Raw genomic sequence first — 19328 nt, 5'->3', positions numbered from 1 at the left:
CGTCCCCGAATCTGCTCGGCTGCTCCTAGTGAAGAGGAGTGAAGCATGATGGGCAAGAAGATCTTGTTGGCCTGTTGCACTGGGGAGCCTTGGCAAATATCCCGAGGTGGATCGTGGCCGGCCTCTGCTGGCACTGTTGGCGGCCACGGACTGAGTGCTTGCCGTGGCGCCGAGGCCACCAAGGTGCCCACGTCATGGCGGCCTTTTTGAGGTGCAAGATGCCGGCGTGATTGCGCAGCAACACAGAGCGCCGGGTGGTACGGCGGCTAACCGCCTTACGGCGGGTCTGTGACTTCAGGAGCGTGGCGATGGGGAAGACCGTATTGGTGACCGGTGCGGGCAGCGGCTTTGGCAGAGGCGTGGCACTGGGGCTCGCGCGCGGCGGCCATAACGTGATTGCCGGGGCTCACATTTGGCCGCAGGTGACGGAGTTGCGCAATGCGGCCGAGCTTGAAGGCGTCCGATTGACCGTAATCAAGCTCGATGTGCTGGATCCGATTGACCGGCAGCATGCGTTTCAGTACGAGATCGACGTGCTATTCAACAATGCAGGCATCATGGAGGCGGGGCCGGTGGCGGAGATTCCCATCGCACTTGTGCGGCGTGTCTTCGAGACCAATGTCTTCGCGTCGCTTGAACTGGCGCAGGGCTTTGCCCGACAGATGATCCAGCGCGGCAGCGGCAAGATCGTCTGGACGTCTTCTGTTGCTGGCCTGGTCAAGGTCCCCTGGGTGGCGGCGTATGCGGCCTCCAAGCATGCGGTCGAGGCGCTGTGCTCATCCATGCGCGAGGAGCTCAAACCTTACGGGGTCCAAGTGGCGACGGTGAATCCCGGCGCATACCGCACCGGGTTCAACGATACCGGTATGGAAAGCATGGACCAATGGTGGGAAGACGGAAAGCAGGCGATGCAGCCACGGGTAAAGCGCCCGCTGAACAACCAGCATGACCCGCAGGAAATGATTGACGCCATGATCGATGTCATCACGGCTACGACGCATCGCTATCGGACCGTCAAGCCCGAGTCCGCCGCCGAGATGGTGCGGCGGGAACAGGCGGAAGAATGGGATGTGACGGTCTAGCGCATGCCCCACCCGCCGTCAGGATGAAGCCCGAATGACCCAATCAGCGCCGGCCGTTGCTGCGCAGCGGCCTCAATGGCGGCCAGCCTTGATCCTCACAAAGCTGGCCCCACCGCGAACGCGCCACTATATCCATCGTGAGCGCGCCATCGAGCAATTGCGCTCCAGCATGGAGCGGAAGCTCACAGTGCTGGTCGCCCCGGCCGGCTTCGGCAAGACGTCGCTGTTGAGTGAGTGGAAGAACATCCTGGCGCAGGAAGGCTGCGCCGTTGGCTGGATGAGCATCGACCGCGACGACGACGATCTCTTCCAGTTTGGCACCTACCTGCTCGCTGCGGCGAGGGATGCTTGCACGCAGGTCGGCGAGCCGGTCCCACGTGGCCTGGAGCCGGACCTGCTGGCGCCAGCGGACGCGATGTTTGCCGAGCTCCTCAATGCGGTCGCGGCGCTGCCGCGCCAGGTGGTGCTGGTGCTAGATGATTTCGACCGACTGTCGTCGCCGGCCATTCACGAGGCGGTGTTCCGGCTGCTGCGCTATGCGCCGGAGAATCTGCACGTGCTCGTCGCAGGGCGTAGTGAGCCCGCTTTTCCGCTCAGTTACTTCGAGGCCCGAGGCCAATTGCTGAAGCTGGATGCGGATGCCCTGCGCTTTGACAGCGTGGAAACGCAGGCATTTTTCTCTGCCATTTCCGGCTATGCCCTGACCCCGGCGCAGACTGAGGCGCTGCTGGAAGCGACGGAGGGCTGGGTGGCTGGATTGCAACTGGCGTCGTTTGCATTGAGCGCGAGCGACCAGGCTGGCGCTTTTGCAGAGCGCATACCGTTTGCCCGGCGCAGCGTTGAAGCGTATCTGAATGAGAACGTATTTGTTCACGTTCCAGCGCCGCTACAAGCATTTCTCCTGCAGACCGCGGTGCTGGACCGAATGTCGGTGCCCTTGTGCGATGCGATGACCGGCACCAACGAGGCACAAGCCAGTTTTGAATGGCTGATGGGACGGAACATGTTCGTCAGACCATTGGACGCTGAGGGCCAGTGGTACCGCTATCACGCGCTCTTTGCCGAGTATTTGAGACAGCGCCTGCTTCGGGAACGACCGCATGAAGTTGCCGGGCTGCATCGCCGAGCCAGCGAATGGTTCGCTGAGCACTCTCTATGGGCTGAGGCCGTCAAGCACGCCCTTGCTGCCGGCGATGGTGACCGCGCAGCAGGTTGGGTCGAGCAATGCGCGATGAACTTGGTGGAGACCAGCGATGTGCGGACGGTTCTGAGCTGGGTCGCGAAACTGCCTGCCGAGGCTGTTCGTGGCCGACTGCGCTTGCGCCTCGCGCATGCCTGGGCGCTCGCGCTGACGATGCAAGCTGCGGCAGCTAGACGCGAATTGCAGGCCGTCGAGGATGACATCGGGCTCGGGCAGTTGTCCGTCACTGAGGTGGTCCGTGTCGAGTTGCACGCAGTCAAAGCGTTGATCGCAGCCCTATCCGACGAAAGTCAACGCGCGCTGGAAATGGGGCGAAAAGTCCTGGAACTGGGTCCGGCCGAAGGCTCATGGGCGGAAGGAATCGGCCTGACGACGCTCATCTTCGGACTGAGCTATGCGTCCGGGTTTGGGGAGATCAAGCGGTTGCGGCGCGCGCTAACGTTCGGTACCGGCGCGGATGCGCCGGTCTACGCCGCGGTGTACCGGCAGAGCATGGTTGGGCTCAGTCTGTTCGTGCAAGGCCACCTGGGCGAGGCCGTTCAGACCCTGGAGGACGTGCTGCGTGAATCCGATGCGCGCGCCGGCCGGCAGTCTGCCGCATCGGTACTCCCAGTTGGATATCTGGCCGCCATCCACTATGAATGGAATGATTTGGGCCGGGTCGCCGAGCTGCTGGAAGGGCGGCTCGAGATGGCACTACAGTCGTGCTCGTTGGGCCCCCTGATCGGCTTCTGCGTAACGCTCGCACGGCTGCGGCTGCTAACGGGAGAACACGACGAAGCCTATCGAATCGTGGAAGACGCGGAAGCCGTTGCCAGAAGCCGCCAATGGCTACGCATGCAGGTCGCATGCAAGGCTGAGGCGATCCGGATCAGTATCCGGTCCGGCGACCTGGGCCGCGCCGCGCGGATCGGCCACGAGTTGGAGGCACTGGTTGGGCAGCGGCCGGAAAGCCTGCAAGGTAGCTACTTGGAGACCTGGCAACGTTTCCAGGTGGCGCATTGCCGTCTGTTGGTGGCCCGTGGCCGCCCTGTGGAAGCGGTGCCCATCTTGCAGGCTGTGCTGGGAGAAGTCAGTGCTGCTGGCATGCAGTACCTCAGCGCGCAGATCTCGGTGGCGCTCGCGGTCGCCATGTATAGCGCTGGACAGCGCGCGCAGGCCATCCAGGCTATACAAGCGGCGGTTGCGTATGGCCAGACGAACGGTCTTCAGCGCGTTTTCCTCGATGCGGGGCCGGTAACCCGCGACATTCTTGATGGTCTGCGTCAGCAACAGGCACTGCCGGCCGGGGTCGACCTTTGGTATGTGGACGGGCTACGCGCGGGGTTCGATGCGCTGGCCGGCACGGCGGATGCAGTGCGCAGCACCTCTGCGCGAAGCGCGGCGGACTATCGGGCTGAATACCCGGTGGATCCATTGGTGGCCAATCGGCTAAGTGCCCGCGAGGTGGAAATTTTGGACTACGTGGCCAGAGGTCTGTCCAACAAGGAAATTGCCAGGGCTATCCGGGTTGCGCCTGAGACAGTGAAATGGCACTTGAAGAATATTTTTGAGAAGCTGAAAGTCAGTTCCCGCATCCAGGCCGTACGTAGCGGTCTGGGCCGTGACCTGCCGAGGGCCGTGGACGAAAGCGTGCAGGAAGGGCGCTGATCTAGGCATGCCCGTACCTGGAGCCAGCGTGCACGAACGGCCGGAACGGACGGCGTTGCCCGCTCCGGCCGTGCCGCTACTGGTCCATCGTGAGCACGATCTTGCCAATGTGGGTGCCAGAGTCCATCAGCTCATGGGCTGCTCTCGCCTGTTCCAGTGCGAAAGTCTGATAGATGAGCGGCTTGACTGCGCCAGATGCCATCAGCGGCCAGACCTGCGTCTCGAGCTCGCGGATGATCTCGGCCTTTTCTTCAGGTGTGCGCGAACGCAAGGTCGAGCCGATATGCGTGAGGCGCTTGGTCAACATCGGGAAAAAGTCGACTTCCTTGGCGACGCCCTTGATGACACCGATCTGCACGATGCGCCCGTTAATGGCCGCGGCAGCGTAGTTGCGGGGGACGTAGTCGCCGGCGATGATATCCACGATGACATCGGCACCCTTGCCGTCGGTGACACGCATGACGGCGTCGACAAAATCCTCTTGTAGGTAATTGACCGCGTAATCGGCGCCCAGTGCAAGACTGGCATCGCGTTGGGCGTCCGAGCCCACGGTGGTGATGATCTTGGACGCGCCAAACGCTTTGCTGAGCATCGTGGCCGTGGTGCCGATGCCCGATGCGCCACCATGGATCAGGACAGTATCCCCCTTGGCGAACTTGCCTCGCTGGAACAGGTTGAGCCAGACGGTCATGAAGGTTTCCGGCATCGCGGCAGCTTCCACCAGTTGCAGGCCCTCCGGCAGGTGCAAGGTATTGTGCTCGCTGGCGACACTGTATTGGGCGTATCCACCCCCGGGAATCAGGGCGCAGACGAGATCGCCGACTTTGAACCCGGTGACGCCGTCGCCGAGGGCCACGATTTCGCCCGCGACTTCAAGCCCGGGGATGTCGGAGGCACCGGGAGGTGGATCGTACAGCCCCTTGCGTTGGAATACGTCTGGGCCGTTGACACCGGCTGCGTGGTGACGGATTAGCAGTTCGCCCGGACCGGGCGTGGGCAGTGGCCTCCGTGTGGGCACCAGCACTTCAGGACCGCCGGGGTGTGTGATTTCGATGGCGGTCATCGTATCGGGGATGTTAGGCGAAGACATGGAATTTCCTATAACTCGTGGATGCGGTGTGGATCTCCGTCATGGGATCGTTGTCGCGGTTGACTGAGTATAGGGATCAGCCGTTTTGTTAGGTGATGCAGGTTTTCATCCCTGACATGCAGAATCGCATGGGGTGCTTTGGGTGATTGAGAGGGGGCTATGAACTGGGACGATGCCCGGGTTTTTCTCGCGCTGTATCGGGGTGGCACGTTGCGCGCCGCGGCGAGATCGCTTGACGTGGACCAGGCCACCGTTGGTCGGCGCCTTGCGGCGCTGGAGGGCGTGATTGGGGCAACACTGTTCCTCCGTACGTCAACCGGCTACGTGTTGACCATGGCAGGCGAGAGCGTGCTGGATGCGGCGCAGCGCATGGAGCAGTCTGCCAATGACTTCCAGCGGTTGACGCAAGGGCTTGACGCCCGGCTCGCGGGCGAGGTGCGGATCACGACGACCGATTCGCTGGCGATGGATTTTCTGATGCCCGCGCTCGAGGCGCTTCACGCAAAGTATCCCGAGGTTGTATGGCAGATCGATGCGTCGACCCGAATACTGAATCTGGCAAAACGGGAAGCGGATATCGCGATCCGCACAGCCAGGCCGGACAACCCGGACTTGATCGCGCGCCGTCTGGCTCAGTGGCCGATGGGCCTGTTTGCCTCACGAGGCTACCTTCGCGTGCATGGCGAGCCCCAGGTTGGTACGGCCTTCTCCGGCCATGATTTGGTGGTGTACCAGCCTTACGTGCTCGGATCGCGCGAGCCGATGTTGGCGGGCGAGTCCATTGCCGGCGGACGTATCGTGGCGGCGGTCAACTCCAGCCTGATGCTACGCACTGCCATCAAGGCAGGGCTCGGTGTTGGCGAGATTCCCATATACATGGGCAACGCTGACGACTTGGTCAGGCTCTGGCCTGAGCGTTGCCGCGATGTGCCCTATGAAGTGTGGCTGGTGACCCATAAGGACTTGCGCCACACAGCGCGGATACGCGCTGCGATCGAAGAGATCGCACACGCCTTCGAACGCCTTCGATAGCAGGCCGCAACTGCCATGCCAGTCCCGGCACCGCGTTGGTGTAGCCCCCCGTTTGGGGAGGGGCATTGACAAGGTTCAGCGAAGGCAGATGATGACTGCGTGGGCTGGGCGGATCATCGGGCGCCATATCAGCCTGCTCCATGATCCATTTTCAGGGAGGTCCGTGATGAGCCAAATCCAGGTCGTCAAAGTGTTCTTCGCTCGCTACCGTGAGCACGACATAGACGGGATGCTCGCCATGTTTTCGCAAGATGCGCGAATCGACTACGTTCCCATGAGAATGGAGGGGCCGGTTGGCGAGGCCGGCAAAACAATCTGGCGCGCTCTGATGGATGGTTTCCCCAATTTGAGCAACCAGGTCACTGCCGTCTATAGCGACGATGCCCAGCGCACCGCTGTTGCCGAGGTCACCATCACTGGCACTCAGGCTCGCGACGTGTTAGGGATCGCAAACCGAGGCCAGTCTTTCTCGCTGCCGCACGTCTTTATTGTTCGCATGGGCACGGATAGCAGCATCGAATTCATGCGCGCTTACTGGGACAGCGCGGCGTTCTATGCTGCACTGACACCCACTGTGGCCTAACAGGTCCATCGAGCGGGCTGCACCTCCGTGTGGCGCGCAGCCCGCGCTTGCTCACGCTCTGGGCATCAGTGGTTGGATGCTGCCGCGGCACCACGCCCTGTCTGTGCCTGGACCAGGCGCGCATCAAAGGCCTGGCGCTCCGCGTGCGCGCGGGGGCTGTTATCGAAACGAGAGCATAGATACGCGACCAGGAAAGCGAATGGGACAGTGAACAGCGCCGGGTGGTCGTACGGGAAAATCGCCGTAGGGTGGCCCAGCACGTTCTTCCACACAGCGGGGGAGAGGATCACCAGCGCCACCGACGACACCAGTCCCGACGCCACACCCCAGACCGCACCGCGAGTGGTCAGGCCACGCCAGTACATCGAGAGCACCAGCACCGGAAAATTCGCAGATGCCGCCACGTTGTAAGCAAGCGCGACCAGGAAGGCGAGGTTTTGCCCCTTGAAGGCGATGCCCAGCAAGACTGCGATGACGCCGATCACCCCCGTGGCCCGTTTCGTGACTGCAATTTCCGCCGCTTCGGTGGCATTGCCGCGGCGGAGCACATTTGCGTAGATGTCGTGCGAGATTGCCGACGCACCGGCCAGCGTCAGGCCAGAGACCACGGCGAGAATCGTGGCAAAGGCGACGGCCGCCAGGAACCCCAGGAAGAGATTGCCGCCGGTGGCGTTGGCGAGATGCATGGCGACCATGTTGCCGCCGCCGAGCAGTTTCCCGCCAACGTGACCAGCTTCGAAGAAGCGGGCATTGGTGCCCACGATAACAGTCGCGGCGAGGCCGATGGCAAACATCGCCAGGAACATGTAGCCAATACAGGTGCTGGCAACCAACACGCTTTTGCGTGCCTCGCATGCATTCGGCACGGTAAAGAAGCGCATCAGGATATGCGGCAGCCCCGAGAGGCCGAGCACCGTGGCTACGCTGAGTGAGAGCGCCGACACCGGATCGGCGAACAGCGTGCCGGGCGCGAGCAATGCCGGGCCGCTGCGGTGCACCGCCACTGCGCGGGTAACCAGGGTTTCAAGGCTGAAGCCAAAGTGCGCCAGCGACAGCAGCAACAGTAGCGTGCCGCCGAACATCAACAACACCGCTTTGGTGATCTGGACCCATGTCGTCGCGACCATGCCGCCCACAGTCACATAGATCATCATCAGCGCGCCAACCCCGACCACGGCATAGGTGTAGTCGATGCCGAACAGCAACTGCACCAGTTCGCCGGCACCCACCATCTGCACGATCAGGTAGAGCAACACGACTACCAAACTGCTGCTTGCCGCGACGCAGCGTGTGGTGACGGGGTCGAGCCGGTCAGCGATGATGTCCACGAAGGTGAACTTGCCGAGATTGCGTAGCCGCTCAGCCATCAGGAACAGCATCACCGGCCAGCCGATGAAGAAGCCGACGATGTAGAGCAGTCCGTCGAAGCCGCGCGCATAGACCAGGCTCACGACGCCGAGCAGCGTGGCGGCCGACATGTAGTCGCCGGCCACGGCCAGGCCATTCTGCATGCCGGTGATGCCGCCGCCGGCGGTATAGAAATCGTTGGCGGTACGGGTGCGCGAGGCGGCCCGGTATGTGATGCCCAGAGTCAGAGCGACAAAGAGCAGGAACATGGCGATGGCTTGGAGATTCATTGGGCCGCCTCCGACAGGATCTGCTGCACGATCGTCTCGAGTTGTCCATTCGCACGCCGCACGTAAAACCACGTTGCAACCCATCCCAGCAACACGATGCCGACGGAAATTGCGATGCCGAGGTTGAGCCACGTACCGTGCCGAAGCGGCTGGGCCAGGAACTGCGGCTGCAACGCGACGGTTAGCATCAGCGCGAGATAGGGGGCGAGGACTAGCACCAGCAGTCTGCGCGACAGGCTGGAGCGACGGCGGACGAGGTCGCCGAATCTGGGATGGCGCTGGATGCGCTCTGTACTGGTGGGTTCCTGCATCGTTTGTCTCCTAGTGCTGTATTTTTAGTGACAACAAGCCGTCAACGCCGACATGCCATGCCGGCGCTTCTGGATGAATCCGGATAGGGAAACCTAGAGCGGGAGCACGGCCTGGTACTGTTCGCGTAGCAGGCGCTTGTTGATCTTGCCTACGCTGGTTTTTTCGATCGCGTCGACGAACAGCACCCGATCCGGCACCGCGTATTTCGAGATTGCGCCGCGGCGGACGAAGTCGCGAAGATGCTCCAGGATGTCGGCTGGCTCGGCCGACTGCCCAGGCCGCAGAACGATCAGCGGCAGCGGACGTTCGCCCCACCTTGTATCCCGGATGCCGATGACGGCCACTTCGCTGACGGCAGGGTGACGCGAGATCAGGTCCTCCAGCTCAAGCGACGACACCCATTCGCCACCGCTCTTGATCACGTCTTTGATACGGTCCGTGACCTGCAGGTAGCCGTCGCTGTCAATCGAGCCGATGTCGTTGGTATGCAGGTAGCCGCCGGCCCAGAGCCGTTCGGACTCGGATGCACTGCCGAGGTAGCCCTGCGTCAGCCAGGGTGCCCGGACCACGATTTCACCGTTGGCCTTGCCATCGTGCGCGACGTCGCGCATCTCGTCATCGACGATGCGCAGATCGACCAGCGGAATTGGCAAGCCGGTTTTGGTTCGCACATCAAGCTCGGTGGTGGTATCGCCGCGCAGCGTGGTCTTGACTTGCGCCAAGGTCAGAATGGGGCACGTCTCTGACATGCCATAGCCCGTGAATACGTCGATGCCGCGATCGAGTGCCGCCTGGGCAAGGCCGCGCGGCAGCGCCGAGCCCCCCACGATGATCTTGAGACCACTCAGGTCGACGTTGGCCGCGTCGGGGTGTGAGAGCAGCATGTGCAGCAGAGTAGGAACGCCGTGAGAGAACGTGACGCGCTCCCCGCTGATCAGCCGAAGCAGATGGTCCGCCGCATACCGCCCCGGATAGACCTGTTTCATGCCGAGAGCCGTTGCTACATAGGGCATCCCCCACGCGTGCACATGGAACATCGGCGTCAGCGGCATATAGACATCGTCACGGTGCACTCGCCCCTGGCTGGGAGCGCTGGTCAGCGCCGCCATGGTCGCCAGCGTATGAAGCACAATCTGCCGATGGCTGAAGTACACGCCTTTGGGCAAGCCGGTGGTGCCCGTGGTGTAGAAGGTCGTCGCGCGCGCGTTTTCGTCGAAGTCGGGAAAAGCGTAGTCGGGTGGCGACGCAGCCAGCAGCGCTTCGTACTCGGCGACAAATCCTTCGGGTAATGGTGTGCTCTCGATGGAAAGCGTGTCGTCGCTGATCAGGATCAGGCGCTCGACGGTTTCCAGCTGGTCACGGATTGCCTCGATCACGGGCAGGAAGTCGGCGTGAACCATCAGCAGCTTGACGCCTGCGTGATTCAGCGTGTACGCAATCTGCTCTGGCGAGAGCCGCACATTGACCGTCATCAACACGGCTCCCATCATCGGGATGCCGAAATAGGATTCGAGGTAGCGGTGGCTGTCCCAGTCCATCACCGCAACCGTATCTCCGGCTTCGATGCCCTGTGAATCCAGGCCACTGGCCAACTGGCCGACGCGGTGCCGCATCGTCCAGTACGAGTGCCGCACCTGGCCCCGATAGACGATTTCCTGCTCCGGGTTGACCGCCATGGGGGCATGCAGCAATTGCTTGATCAGCAACGGATAGGCGTACGCGGAAGGCGTACGCGGAATAGGGATAAGCCGTGACACGGGAGGCTCCTTGGACGTTGTAGCTGCGGGTGTGGCAGCGCGCTGAAGTCTTGGCATGCGTGCGAAAAGGCCGCCAGGTGCTTGGAAGCGTAAGCGCCACGGTCCGACATGCCAGCCCCCCAATTGGGGAGCGGCCAGGCGTGGATAGGGGGCTCCCCATTAGGGTGGCTGGCCGATCGAAAGCGGCGGCTTAATCTGTGGCAGCCATTCAGGAGCGGCCGACGAATCCACGTCATGGAAGATTTGCGCTCCGTCACCGCTTCGAAGGAGATCGCAAATATGGCTTCCACACCGCGCCTATCCCCCGTGTTTCCCGATCTGGACGGCAAAGTGGCTCTTGTCACTGGCGCATTCGGTGGCCTTGGCCGTCACTTCGCGCTGACACTGGCAAATGCGGGATGCCGGATGGTGCTTGCCGGCAGGCGTATGGCAGACGGCGAGCAACCGATGGACGAAATCTTGACGGCGGGCGGAAGCGGCATGAGGCGATGGACTTACCTTCATCGAAACGCGTCAGTGCCGTCATACCGGCGTTGTCGACGGCGAGTTCAATCGATGCGCCCGATGCGATGCTGATCTCCGCATCGCGCCGTGCGATCCGTCCCAGCGCCCAAGTCCTTCGTCTGGGCATGTGCCGCCCCGTAGGGCAGGTCCGCCCATCCATCTTGGCGAAGTGGCTGGGTTGCACAGACATCGAGTGTGTTCGAAGGCATCTATGGGGCCGCCGGTTCCGGAGAACTTCAGTCGCAACACGGAGGCTTGACACGTGTTGCGCAGGAATCTCGAATTGAGGGAGGCCGTCTGGCAACCGGTTTCTGGGGAAGAATCCGGGGAAGAAATAGGGAAATGCAGGGGAACTGATTTTCTGGGTTTCTATAAAAATCAAAGGGTTAGCTCCCCTTGGTTCCCCCTGAATCCCCCCACATCTGGGTTCGAGTCCCATCAGCCACCCCAAAGAATTCCTTACAAAACAGCGCCTTACGATAGGCGCTGTTTTTGTTTCTGGACATCCGTAGTGGTTTATTTTCGCCATATCCCCACGGCGGAAATACTCCCTGCTCACAGCGCCTTCCGCTTGATGACCTTGTTTCGGTCGTAGCCCGAGCCGTGATGGCAGGGTTGGCATGCAGATCGGGCAGCGTGCCCCGTTCTGACTTGTGCGTAGTCGCGTCGTAGGCGCGCAGGTCATGGAAGGTGAAGGGCTCCTTGACGATCCCGGCCTCCAGCGCGGCGTTCATCCTGCCAGACCGAATTCCATCCGCGCTGGCTGCACACGTGGTTGCGCCGGTTACGAGGGATACATTGCCGCCCCGTTCTTGTATCGCATCGACCGGCATGCGCCTTGCGATGCAAGAGAAGCGACTGGCGATGGTGGTGCGTTCAACTGACGTGCTGTCCCGTCGCGGGAGAGCAGCATGGAACCCTCGAATGCTTTGGCATCCGCCTCGATGGCGGTACCCGTCATTGTGTTGTATCGCAGCGGGCGCATCGCAGCGCCACGTGGCCACGAAATCGACACGCTGAGAGAGCTGGCGCGGCAGATCGCAGCACTGAAAGGCACGCAATTTGCCGGCGAGATCGACGAATCGTGCGCTCCCCCGACGCACTGCTACCTGATTGCCGACGACACGCTAACGCTGGTGGAGGCGGGCAAGCTCGGCGTGGGGTCGGCGCATGATCTTTATGGTGGCGTCGTTCCGTGTGCCGTTGCCGCGACGAAGTTGATTGCCCATGGCTTGCTGGTTGGAGGGAAGTCTTCGCCACCGGGCTGGTCAGACCAGTTCAGCGCACGCACCGCCTCACTCGTCTTGCCCGGCTACTCGGTGTTTTCGCGCGCGGATGCTCGCCGTGCCGCGCATCTGCTCTTGGATGGCGGCCGGGTCCGCATCAAGCGGGCCGATGGAACGGGTGGCGCTGGGCAAGAGCTTGTCGCGAGCAGAGAACAACTGGAGGTGGTGCTGGATGCGCTTGACGATCAGGTGTTACGCGCCGCAGGCATCGTAGTCGAGCGGCATTTGAGCACGGTAGAGACCATCAGCGTTGGACAGGTTCTCTTCGGTGACATCGTGGCGAGCTACCACGGTGTCCAGCATTTGACCGTCAACAACCACGGCCATGAGGTTTATGGCGGCACGGATTTGACAGTGGTGCGCGGCGGGTTTGATTCGTTGATGAATCTTGAGCTCTCCGACGGAGCACGCGAAGCCATTGCCAAGGCGCGCGCATTCGATGCCGCGGTGCAGAGCAACTACGCGGGTTTCTTCGCATCGAGGCGCAACTATGACGTGGCGCGCGGCTTGGATGATGCCGGTGTGCAGCATTGCGGCGTACTGGAGCAATCGTGGCGCGTTGGCGGTGCTACCGGTGCGGAGATCGGCGCGTTACGCATATTCAGCGCTGAGCCAGAGGCCCAGGTGGTGCACGCATCGACGCGTGAACTCTACGGTCACGGCGTACAGGTGCCCGAGGGGGCCCGTCTGGTCTACCGCGGCGTGGATGCGCGAGTGGGCGAGATCACGAAGTTCTACACGGCGGAAAGCGGTTCGATTCCAGGGGGAAACTGCGCATGACGGCAGACCATTACCGTGTGCAGATCAAGGTCGAAAACGGCCATCTCGAGGGCACCGTACTCGTACCGAAGACCACGGTGCCTGGCGTGCTTTTTGTGCATGGATGGGGTGGCAGTCAGGAGCAGTACATCGAGCGTGCGCGCCTGGCTGCCGCGATCGGCTGCGTGTGCCTCACGTTTGATCTGACCGGACATGGTCGCACGCAAAGCGAACAGCAATCTGTGACGCGGCAAGCGAATCTCAATGATTTGCTCGCCGCGTACGACGTGCTGGCGGCACATCCATTGATCGACAGCAATGCGATTGCCGTGGTGGGCAGCAGCTATGGAGGTTACCTTGCCGCCATCATGACCGAATTGCGTCCCGTGCGCTGGCTGGGGCTACGCGTGCCTGCACTCTATCTCGACGAAGGTTGGACAATTCCGAAGCGGGCCTTGCATGTGGAACACGATCTTGTCGCCTATCGCAGCCGAATCGTGCCGTCGACCGAGAATCGCGCGTTACGCGCGGCTGCGAATTTCAAAGGGGACGTGCTGCTGGTCGAATCCGAACACGATCAACGGGTTCCGCACACCGTCATCGCCAGCTATCTGCAAGCCTTCATGCAGGCACATTCCCTCACGTATCGCGTCATTGATGGCGCAGATCACGGCCTTTCCGACGCCGGCAGCCAGCGGGCATACACCGCGATGCTCGAAAACTGGCTAAGCGAGATGGTCGCAGGATTGCGTGCCGGCGCCCGCGGTGCGACGCCGGGTCCAGCGAAGGAGTGATCGCCTGCGGATTCGAAAAGAAACGCTGCGTTGTGCCAATCGCGCAGCGGGTAGGGTGGCAAATCGGCAATGAGCGATGCACCCGAGAGTGGTGCGGTGAGCGCGTCGGGCAGTTCATGCCGGCACGCCATTGCGCGCCACGATGCGCCCAGCCGATACCACCAGTTGCCGTACCGGCCGTGCGACAACGGCTTCGGCCACCGTCTGCGCATTCACCAGCACCAGATCCGCGCGATCGCCCCGCGCAAGACCATAGCGGCCGAAGCCGCAAGCGGCGGCGGCCGCGTGGGTCACGCAGTCGAGCGCGACCGCAATCTCGTCGTCGCGGCGGAAGTTGTTGCGCAGGCCAATCAGCATGGCGCGCTCGAGCATGTCGGGGGAGCCGTAGGGTGTCCAGGTATCGCGGATGCCATCGTTGCCGCCAACCACTCGCACACCCGCTGCTCGACAGGCGGCGACTGGCGGGACGGGGCGCGACGGCGGTGCGGTGGTCACGATGACCACGTCGAGGTCGGCCATGCGCCGCAGCAACGCATCGCGCTCGTTCTCGGCGATGTCGCCGAGACAGAATGCGTGGCTGACCGTGACCATGCCGCGCATACCCAGCGCTGCCGTACGCTGAAGAATCAGATCGAGCGAATACGCGCCCATGCTGCCGGGCTCGTGGAGGTGGAGATCGAGCGGGCAACCGTGGCGCTGGGCGAGGCTGAACAGGGTGTCAAGCGCGCGTACGGGGTCACCCTCGATGGCGCAAGGATCAAGACCGCCGAGGATGTCTGCGCCGCTACGCAGCGCCTCGTCCAGCAGGGCTTCCGTGCCAGGCCGCCCGAGCACACCGGATTGCGGGAACGCGACGATTTGCATCTGCATCTGCGCGGCCAGCGCTTCGCGGGTGGCGAGCACTCCGTGCAAATGGCGCAGGCCGGCATCGGTATCGATATCAACATGGGTGCGCAGCCGCGTGGTGCCTGCTGCGAGAAAGGCGCGCGCCAGCGCCAGCGATTGCGCGCGGGCATCGTGGCCGGTGGCGGCGCGCCACCGCCTTTCGTTGTCGATGCGGTCGGTCAGATTCGGCCCGACTTCGTTTCGATACCACGGCATGCCCCACAGGGTCTTGTCCAGGTGGGTATGTGCTTCGACGAGGCCGGGTAGCGCCATTGCGCCGCCACCGTCCTCGACTACGCAGCCGGGCGGTGCTTCGAGATTTGGGCCGATGCGCTGGAATTCTCCTTTCTCGATGAGGATGTCGACGGCGGTATCGCTGGCGTGGTGGACGGCATCGCTGACGGGGAGCTGGACGTTTCGAACCAGCAGTGGATTCATTGCATGCCTCGCGAATGGATCGGGATCAGAGGAGGGTCAGGAGGACAGCGCCTGCGCCGTCGGAAGCATGGGCCGGCGGTGCGTGAGCGTGCCGACCACCACGAACACTGCCAGGTTGACGGCAAGGGCCACCAACCCTGCGTTGAGCGACTGCACCGCTACCGGCCAGCCCGGCAGCCACGCTGCAAGCCCCTTGCCCGACAGCGTGATGGCACCGAGCACCGCCCCGCCCGCGAAGATGCCGGCGAAGGCAGCGTACTTGTTGCCGAAGCGGCGCGGCAGGAGGCTGAAGAAGAACGACGGGAACAGTTGCGTCAGCAGGCTCGACGCGAACAGCGCCAGCGCCACGAACGTCGCCCCGCCGCGCAGCACGAAGTAGACCGCCAGCAGCCCGAACAGCGGCAACACGCATTTGGCAATCAGCGTGATCTGCCGCTCGGTCGCATGCGGCGCGAAGCCTTGCTGGTAGACGTTCTTGGCGATCAGCGTGGAGGCGCTCAGCAGGATGGTGGACCCCGGCACAAGCGCGGTCAGGATGCCCGCACCGCCGATCACGCCGATGAACCACGGATCAAAGGTCGCCTTGGCGAGTCGGAGCAGAGCAAGATCGGAGTCCGCGCCTTGCAGGCCGGGCACCTTCAGGATGGCAGCGAAACCGACAAGGAACATGAACGCGATGACGAGTTGATAGATGGGCATCACGACTGCGTTCCTGCGCACCGCCTTCGCGCTCGTTGCCGAGTAGACCGAGATGAATACATGCGGGTACAGGAAGTAGCCGAGCATCGTCAGCAGGATGGTCGAGTTGTACCAAGACAGGTTCAGCCCCTCGGCTGGCATCTGCATGAAGCCGGGCCGGGCGGCCTCGATTGCCTGGAACATCGCGCCGTAGCTGCCGTAGTAGTGCAGCGGCAGGTAGACGCCAAGAAAAACCGCCAGCGAGACGATCAGGATGTCCTTGAAGATCGCGATGCTGGCCGACCCGTGAATGCCGGAGATCAGGATGTAGCTGATCATCGCCAGCGCACCACCCCAGACAGCCATCGGCTGGGAGATGGAGCCGTAAGACGCTTCGGACACGATAATTCCGAGACCGCGCAATTGGATGATCAGGAGTGATGCCATGCCCAGCACGGCCACCAGCGACACCAGCACGCCGAGCGAGCGGCTGTCGTACTTTGAGGCGAAGAAGTCGGAGAAAGAAACGAGCTTGTGCGCGGTGGCGTAGCGCCACACGGCTGGCAGGATCCAGTAGCCGAGGAGGTAGGCCAAGCAGCCATAGGCGAGGATGTAGAAGACGGGCGGCCCTTTGCTGTACGCCCATCCGCTCGCGCCGAGGAAGATCGTAGTGGAGAACGATTCACCGGCCATCAGCAGGAACACCAGCACGGTGCCGAAGCCGCGGCCGCCAACCGACCACTGCTCGAGGTTCATGGTCCGGCCGCCTTTCGCGCGAATGCCAACGAAGAGTGCGAAAGCAAGAAAAAAGCCGATGACGAGAAGGGCGCTGCTCATGCCTGCTCCTCGGGTTCGATGCTGCTGCCGTCGTGATGGAACATCACGGCCATGATCACGGATGTCAGGATGGCCCACAGCGCATTCCAGGCCAGGAGGAACGGGATGCCAAGCACGAGTGCGTGGACATGCTCGGCAATCAGGCCACCGCTGTAGATTGCGGCCAGCGGCAGTGCCGCCAACAAATGGCTAAGTTTCACGCCGTCTCCTCTATGTGGGTATTTTGGTCAACCAAGTGTAGGTAAGATGGTTGACCAGCGCGGTTAGTAATTACCCCGATCAATGGGCAACCAACGCGGAAGCTCTGTCAGGCCTGACTTACAATGACTGACGCCCGGTTACCTCTCTGGCCGTCATGTCTCCTATGCCCACAATGACCATCGGTCACACGAGCCCCACACCGATTGCCGGCGAAGCCGGCGCCGAAGTGCTTCCCGAAGCCGGCGTCGAAGCGCGCATCCATGCGGCCATCTGCGCTGCGTTGATGGCCGGTAAGTTGCGGCCGGGCATGCCGCTGCGCGAGCGCAATCTGGCGGAAGCGTTTGGCTGTACGCGCGGGGCGGTACGCAAGGTGCTGGCGCGGCTGGGCGCTGAGGGCAAGCTCCACCTGGAGCCGAATCGCGGCGCCTACGTGCCGCAGCCGTCGGTGGAAGACATCCGGCAGGTCTACAGCGCGCGCCGCACCGTCGAGGCGGGCATTGTCGCGACACTGTGCGGGCGATTGTCGGGCGAGCAGATTGCACGGCTGGCGCAGCATGTGGAAGCCGAGGAAGCGGCGTTCCATGGACACCAGCGCGAGGCATCCGTCCGCCTCGCCGGCGGATTCCACGTACTGCTTGCGGAGATGGTCGGCAGCGCCGATTTGCTGGCGTTCGTGCAGCGGCTGATTGCGAAGACCGAGCTGTACAAGGCGCTGTACGATCCGGCGGAATTCATCGAGTGCGCGCCGACCGAACACCGTGCACTGGTCGCTGCGCTGCAGACGGACCGTCTACATGCCACCATCGACTTGATGACCGCACACCTCGACGACATCGAGAAACGCGTGGTCGAGCAGGCAATGCGAGCCGAGGATGTGCCTGACGTCAAGGCAATCTTCGCCGCGAGTATCGGGCAGTCCTGATCCTCACGCCCGACTTGCTGGCCAGCGCAATTACCCCAATGGCCGGCTAGCGGTAGTGCGCGCCGGCGCAACGTGCCAGGCGGGCGCGTTGCTTCCAATCGTAGGCGCGATATCGAGCTTCGATGCGCCATTTCTGTGCGCTATCCCCCAGGCGGATGTCGAAGCGAATCCCCGGACCTGAACGCATCGGACTGCAGCAATCGCGTCGCTAGGCGACGTGGCGTATGCGCAACGCAGCGCGAGGAGCGAGGTGGCAGAGACGAACTGCCCCGGCATAGGGATATCCCGAGTTCGTGTTCCGAAACAGGTGCATGTTGGCCTGGTCCATTGCACCCATCCAACCCAATGTTTACAACAAACACGGGCAATCGAGGGCTTGGTTATCGGGGCTAGACCTGGACCCAAAGGTCTGGGTTGTCTGGTACTAACGCTTCTGAATTGCGCTGCTGATACTGAGTTACCGGCGTGACACCGGTATCGCCAATCTTTGCTGAGCCGGGGCGCGCCCACGTGGCGTGCCTAGATAACCTACCTCTTTGGGGTCCACCATGAAATCGAGCCACATTTCTGGCTTCACGATCTTGTTTTTCGGGCTTAGGCGCCTTGTCGCACCAGTTCGCGCGCTTGCCTTGCTGATGCTCGCGATGTTCGCAATGGGTTTCGCGCCGGTCAGCCATGCTGAAGACAAAGAAGTCACCATCGCGTACCAGCAAATCGTTGATCCGTGGATCATCGGTATTGCCGACGGCTCGATCGCCAAGGCAACGGGCTACAAGATCAACTGGCGCCAGTTTGAATCGGGTGCAAAGGTGGCCGCCGCGATGGCTTCGGGCGACGTCAAGATCGGCGTGTTGGGGTCCAGCCCGCTGGCGGCGGCAGTCAGCCAGGGCCTCGATCTGCAGTTGTTCTGGATTCTCGACAACATCAATAACGCCGAGGCAATGGTTGTCCGCAACGGCTCCGGCATCACGAAGCCAGCGGACCTGAAGGGCAAGACTCTCGGGGTGCCGTTCGTTTCGACGACCCACTATCACATGATGTTCGCCCTGCAGCATTGGGGGATCGACCCTTCTTCGGTGAAGCTGCTGAACATGCAGCCGAACCAGATTGTCGCGGCATGGGAACGTGGTGACATCGACGCGGCCTACGTGTGGGATCCGGCCCTCGCTCAATTGAAGAAATCGGGCAAGGTCCTGGTGACTTCCGGTGAGTTGGCGGCGTTGGGCAAGCCGACGTTCGACGGCATTGCGGTCGATCGTAAGTGGGGCGAAGAACACAAGGAATTCATGGCGAAGCTGGTCAAGGCGATCGCCGATCTGGATGACCAGTATCGGAAGAACGCCGCGCAATGGGGCCCGTCGTCGCCACAGGCCGCCACCATCGCAAAGATGGTTGGGGGAACGCCGGCCGACGTGTCAGGCTCCCTTGCGCTCTACGCGTTTCCGACGTTGCAGGAACAGGCCTCCAACACTTGGCTCGGCGGCGGCAAGGACAGCCGAGCAGCGTTCGCGCTGAAAGACACATCGAACTTCCTGAAGGATCAAAAGCGCGTCAACGCAATCCGGCCTGACTACGCTCCGTACGTGACGTCCGCCTACGCCGAAGCCGCGATGAAGCTGAAGTAATGGATGTGCAGCTGGACGGGCCACCGCGCCCGTCCGCTATCAAGGAGGAGACGCA

The 19328-nt window shown here is 62.4% G+C and carries 16 protein-coding genes and 1 pseudogene; 9 read left to right on the top strand and 8 right to left on the bottom strand.

Annotated features, from left to right (window positions below; translation table 11 throughout):
• Window positions 1-308 precede the first annotated feature (308 nt).
• Both NG900_RS13005 and NG900_RS13000 read left to right on the top strand, forming a co-directional pair.
• Window positions 309-1082, top strand: coding sequence for an SDR family oxidoreductase (locus tag NG900_RS13005; RefSeq protein ID WP_252680808.1), 774 nt, complete (start codon window positions 309-311; stop codon window positions 1080-1082).
• A gap of 34 nt (window positions 1083-1116) precedes the next feature.
• On the top strand, window positions 1117-3933 hold the full coding sequence (locus tag NG900_RS13000) for a winged helix-turn-helix domain-containing protein (protein WP_252680806.1): 2817 nt from the start codon (window positions 1117-1119) through the stop codon (window positions 3931-3933).
• Window positions 3934-4009: 76 nt separating this feature from the next.
• On the opposite strand, the gene NG900_RS12995 is transcribed toward NG900_RS13000, so the two are convergent.
• A complete protein-coding gene (locus NG900_RS12995; protein ID WP_252680804.1) occupies window positions 4010-5023 on the bottom strand; it encodes an NAD(P)H-quinone oxidoreductase in 1014 nt (337 codons plus the stop codon).
• 159 nt (window positions 5024-5182) lie between these two features.
• Between NG900_RS12995 and NG900_RS12990 the strand changes: the two genes are divergently transcribed.
• The gene (locus tag NG900_RS12990) at window positions 5183-6055 is read left to right on the top strand and encodes a LysR family transcriptional regulator (protein WP_252680802.1); all 873 of its coding nucleotides are present in this window, start codon (window positions 5183-5185) and stop codon (window positions 6053-6055) included.
• Window positions 6056-6221: 166 nt separating this feature from the next.
• Window positions 6222-6638, top strand: coding sequence for a nuclear transport factor 2 family protein (locus tag NG900_RS12985; protein WP_252680800.1), 417 nt, complete (start codon window positions 6222-6224; stop codon window positions 6636-6638).
• A 65-nt stretch (window positions 6639-6703) separates the two neighbouring features.
• On the opposite strand, the gene actP is transcribed toward NG900_RS12985, so the two are convergent.
• From actP to NG900_RS12970, 3 genes are all read right to left on the bottom strand, one after another.
• Window positions 6704-8275 (bottom strand): cation/acetate symporter ActP, encoded by a 1572-nt coding sequence (gene actP / locus NG900_RS12980; RefSeq protein ID WP_252680945.1) that lies wholly within the window; start codon window positions 8273-8275, stop codon window positions 6704-6706.
• Window positions 8272-8586, bottom strand: a complete 315-nt coding sequence (locus tag NG900_RS12975; protein WP_252680798.1) for a DUF485 domain-containing protein — start codon at window positions 8584-8586, stop codon at window positions 8272-8274. Before NG900_RS12975 ends, actP begins: the two co-directional genes overlap by 4 nt.
• A gap of 93 nt (window positions 8587-8679) precedes the next feature.
• Complete coding sequence (locus NG900_RS12970; RefSeq protein ID WP_315862371.1) at window positions 8680-10344, bottom strand: fatty acid--CoA ligase; 1665 nt, start codon at window positions 10342-10344, stop codon at window positions 8680-8682.
• Window positions 10345-10623: 279 nt separating this feature from the next.
• Between NG900_RS12970 and NG900_RS12965 the strand changes: the two are divergent.
• Window positions 10624-10824 (top strand): annotated as a pseudogene (locus NG900_RS12965) (SDR family NAD(P)-dependent oxidoreductase); the annotation flags it as partial.
• Between the two features lie 410 nt (window positions 10825-11234).
• On the opposite strand, the gene NG900_RS12960 reads toward NG900_RS12965, so the two are convergent.
• Window positions 11235-11582 (bottom strand): hypothetical protein, encoded by a 348-nt coding sequence (locus tag NG900_RS12960; RefSeq protein ID WP_252680796.1) that lies wholly within the window; start codon window positions 11580-11582, stop codon window positions 11235-11237.
• A gap of 177 nt (window positions 11583-11759) precedes the next feature.
• Between NG900_RS12960 and NG900_RS12955 the strand changes: the two genes are divergently transcribed.
• Both NG900_RS12955 and NG900_RS12950 read left to right on the top strand, forming a co-directional pair.
• Window positions 11760-12914, top strand: a complete 1155-nt coding sequence (locus tag NG900_RS12955) for a DUF3182 family protein (protein WP_252680794.1) — start codon at window positions 11760-11762, stop codon at window positions 12912-12914.
• Window positions 12911-13687 carry an alpha/beta hydrolase family protein gene (locus tag NG900_RS12950; protein WP_252680792.1) on the top strand — a complete coding sequence of 259 codons (777 nt, stop codon included), beginning with the start codon at window positions 12911-12913 and terminating at the stop codon, window positions 13685-13687. The genes NG900_RS12955 and NG900_RS12950 overlap by 4 nt, the downstream gene beginning before the upstream one ends.
• Before the next feature lie 114 nt (window positions 13688-13801).
• On the opposite strand, the gene NG900_RS12945 is transcribed toward NG900_RS12950, so the two are convergent.
• Genes NG900_RS12945 through NG900_RS12935 form a run of 3 tightly spaced genes read right to left on the bottom strand, consistent with a single transcriptional unit; the run spans window position 13802 to window position 16725 of the window.
• Window positions 13802-15010 carry an amidohydrolase family protein gene (locus tag NG900_RS12945; protein ID WP_252680790.1) on the bottom strand — a complete coding sequence of 403 codons (1209 nt, stop codon included), beginning with the start codon at window positions 15008-15010 and terminating at the stop codon, window positions 13802-13804.
• 36 nt (window positions 15011-15046) lie between these two features.
• On the bottom strand, window positions 15047-16525 hold the full coding sequence (locus NG900_RS12940; RefSeq protein ID WP_252680788.1) for a sodium:solute symporter family protein: 1479 nt from the start codon (window positions 16523-16525) through the stop codon (window positions 15047-15049).
• The gene (locus NG900_RS12935) at window positions 16522-16725 is read right to left on the bottom strand and encodes a DUF3311 domain-containing protein (RefSeq protein ID WP_252680786.1); all 204 of its coding nucleotides are present in this window, start codon (window positions 16723-16725) and stop codon (window positions 16522-16524) included. Before NG900_RS12935 ends, NG900_RS12940 begins: the two co-directional genes overlap by 4 nt.
• Window positions 16726-16889: 164 nt before the next feature.
• Here NG900_RS12935 and NG900_RS12930 point away from each other — a divergent pair, with 164 nt between their 5' ends.
• Window positions 16890-17648, top strand: a complete 759-nt coding sequence (locus tag NG900_RS12930) for a GntR family transcriptional regulator (protein ID WP_252680784.1) — start codon at window positions 16890-16892, stop codon at window positions 17646-17648.
• Window positions 17649-18283: 635 nt separating this feature from the next.
• The gene (gene tauA / locus NG900_RS12925; RefSeq protein ID WP_420804149.1) at window positions 18284-19273 is read left to right on the top strand and encodes a taurine ABC transporter substrate-binding protein; all 990 of its coding nucleotides are present in this window, start codon (window positions 18284-18286) and stop codon (window positions 19271-19273) included.
• Window positions 19274-19328: the final 55 nt, after the last annotated feature.

Origin of the sequence: Ralstonia soli (assembly GCF_023955655.1) — a bacterium.
Taxonomy (GTDB): domain Bacteria; phylum Pseudomonadota; class Gammaproteobacteria; order Burkholderiales; family Burkholderiaceae; genus Ralstonia; species Ralstonia soli.
Note: the sequence above shows the minus strand (reverse complement) of the source record. Positions and strands in the feature narration are given on the sequence as shown.

What these genes read in the sequence shown, in the direction of transcription:
- NG900_RS13005 (WP_252680808.1), top strand. Translation starts at nt 309, where the DNA reads ATGGGGAAGACCGTATTGGTGACCGGTGCGGGCAGCGGCTTTGGCAGA.
- NG900_RS13000 (WP_252680806.1), top strand. Translation starts at nt 1,117, where the DNA reads ATGACCCAATCAGCGCCGGCCGTTGCTGCGCAGCGGCCTCAATGGCGG.
- NG900_RS12995 (WP_252680804.1), bottom strand. Translation starts at nt 5,023, where the DNA reads ATGTCTTCGCCTAACATCCCCGATACGATGACCGCCATCGAAATCACA.
- NG900_RS12990 (WP_252680802.1), top strand. Translation starts at nt 5,183, where the DNA reads ATGAACTGGGACGATGCCCGGGTTTTTCTCGCGCTGTATCGGGGTGGC.
- NG900_RS12985 (WP_252680800.1), top strand. Translation starts at nt 6,222, where the DNA reads ATGAGCCAAATCCAGGTCGTCAAAGTGTTCTTCGCTCGCTACCGTGAG.
- actP (WP_252680945.1), bottom strand. Translation starts at nt 8,275, where the DNA reads ATGAATCTCCAAGCCATCGCCATGTTCCTGCTCTTTGTCGCTCTGACT.
- NG900_RS12975 (WP_252680798.1), bottom strand. Translation starts at nt 8,586, where the DNA reads ATGCAGGAACCCACCAGTACAGAGCGCATCCAGCGCCATCCCAGATTC.
- NG900_RS12960 (WP_252680796.1), bottom strand. Translation starts at nt 11,582, where the DNA reads ATGAACGCCGCGCTGGAGGCCGGGATCGTCAAGGAGCCCTTCACCTTC.
- NG900_RS12955 (WP_252680794.1), top strand. Translation starts at nt 11,760, where the DNA reads ATGGAACCCTCGAATGCTTTGGCATCCGCCTCGATGGCGGTACCCGTC.
- NG900_RS12950 (WP_252680792.1), top strand. Translation starts at nt 12,911, where the DNA reads ATGACGGCAGACCATTACCGTGTGCAGATCAAGGTCGAAAACGGCCAT.
- NG900_RS12945 (WP_252680790.1), bottom strand. Translation starts at nt 15,010, where the DNA reads ATGAATCCACTGCTGGTTCGAAACGTCCAGCTCCCCGTCAGCGATGCC.
- NG900_RS12940 (WP_252680788.1), bottom strand. Translation starts at nt 16,525, where the DNA reads ATGAGCAGCGCCCTTCTCGTCATCGGCTTTTTTCTTGCTTTCGCACTC.
- NG900_RS12930 (WP_252680784.1), top strand. Translation starts at nt 16,890, where the DNA reads ATGCCCACAATGACCATCGGTCACACGAGCCCCACACCGATTGCCGGC.
- tauA (WP_420804149.1), top strand. Translation starts at nt 18,284, where the DNA reads ATGCTCGCGATGTTCGCAATGGGTTTCGCGCCGGTCAGCCATGCTGAA.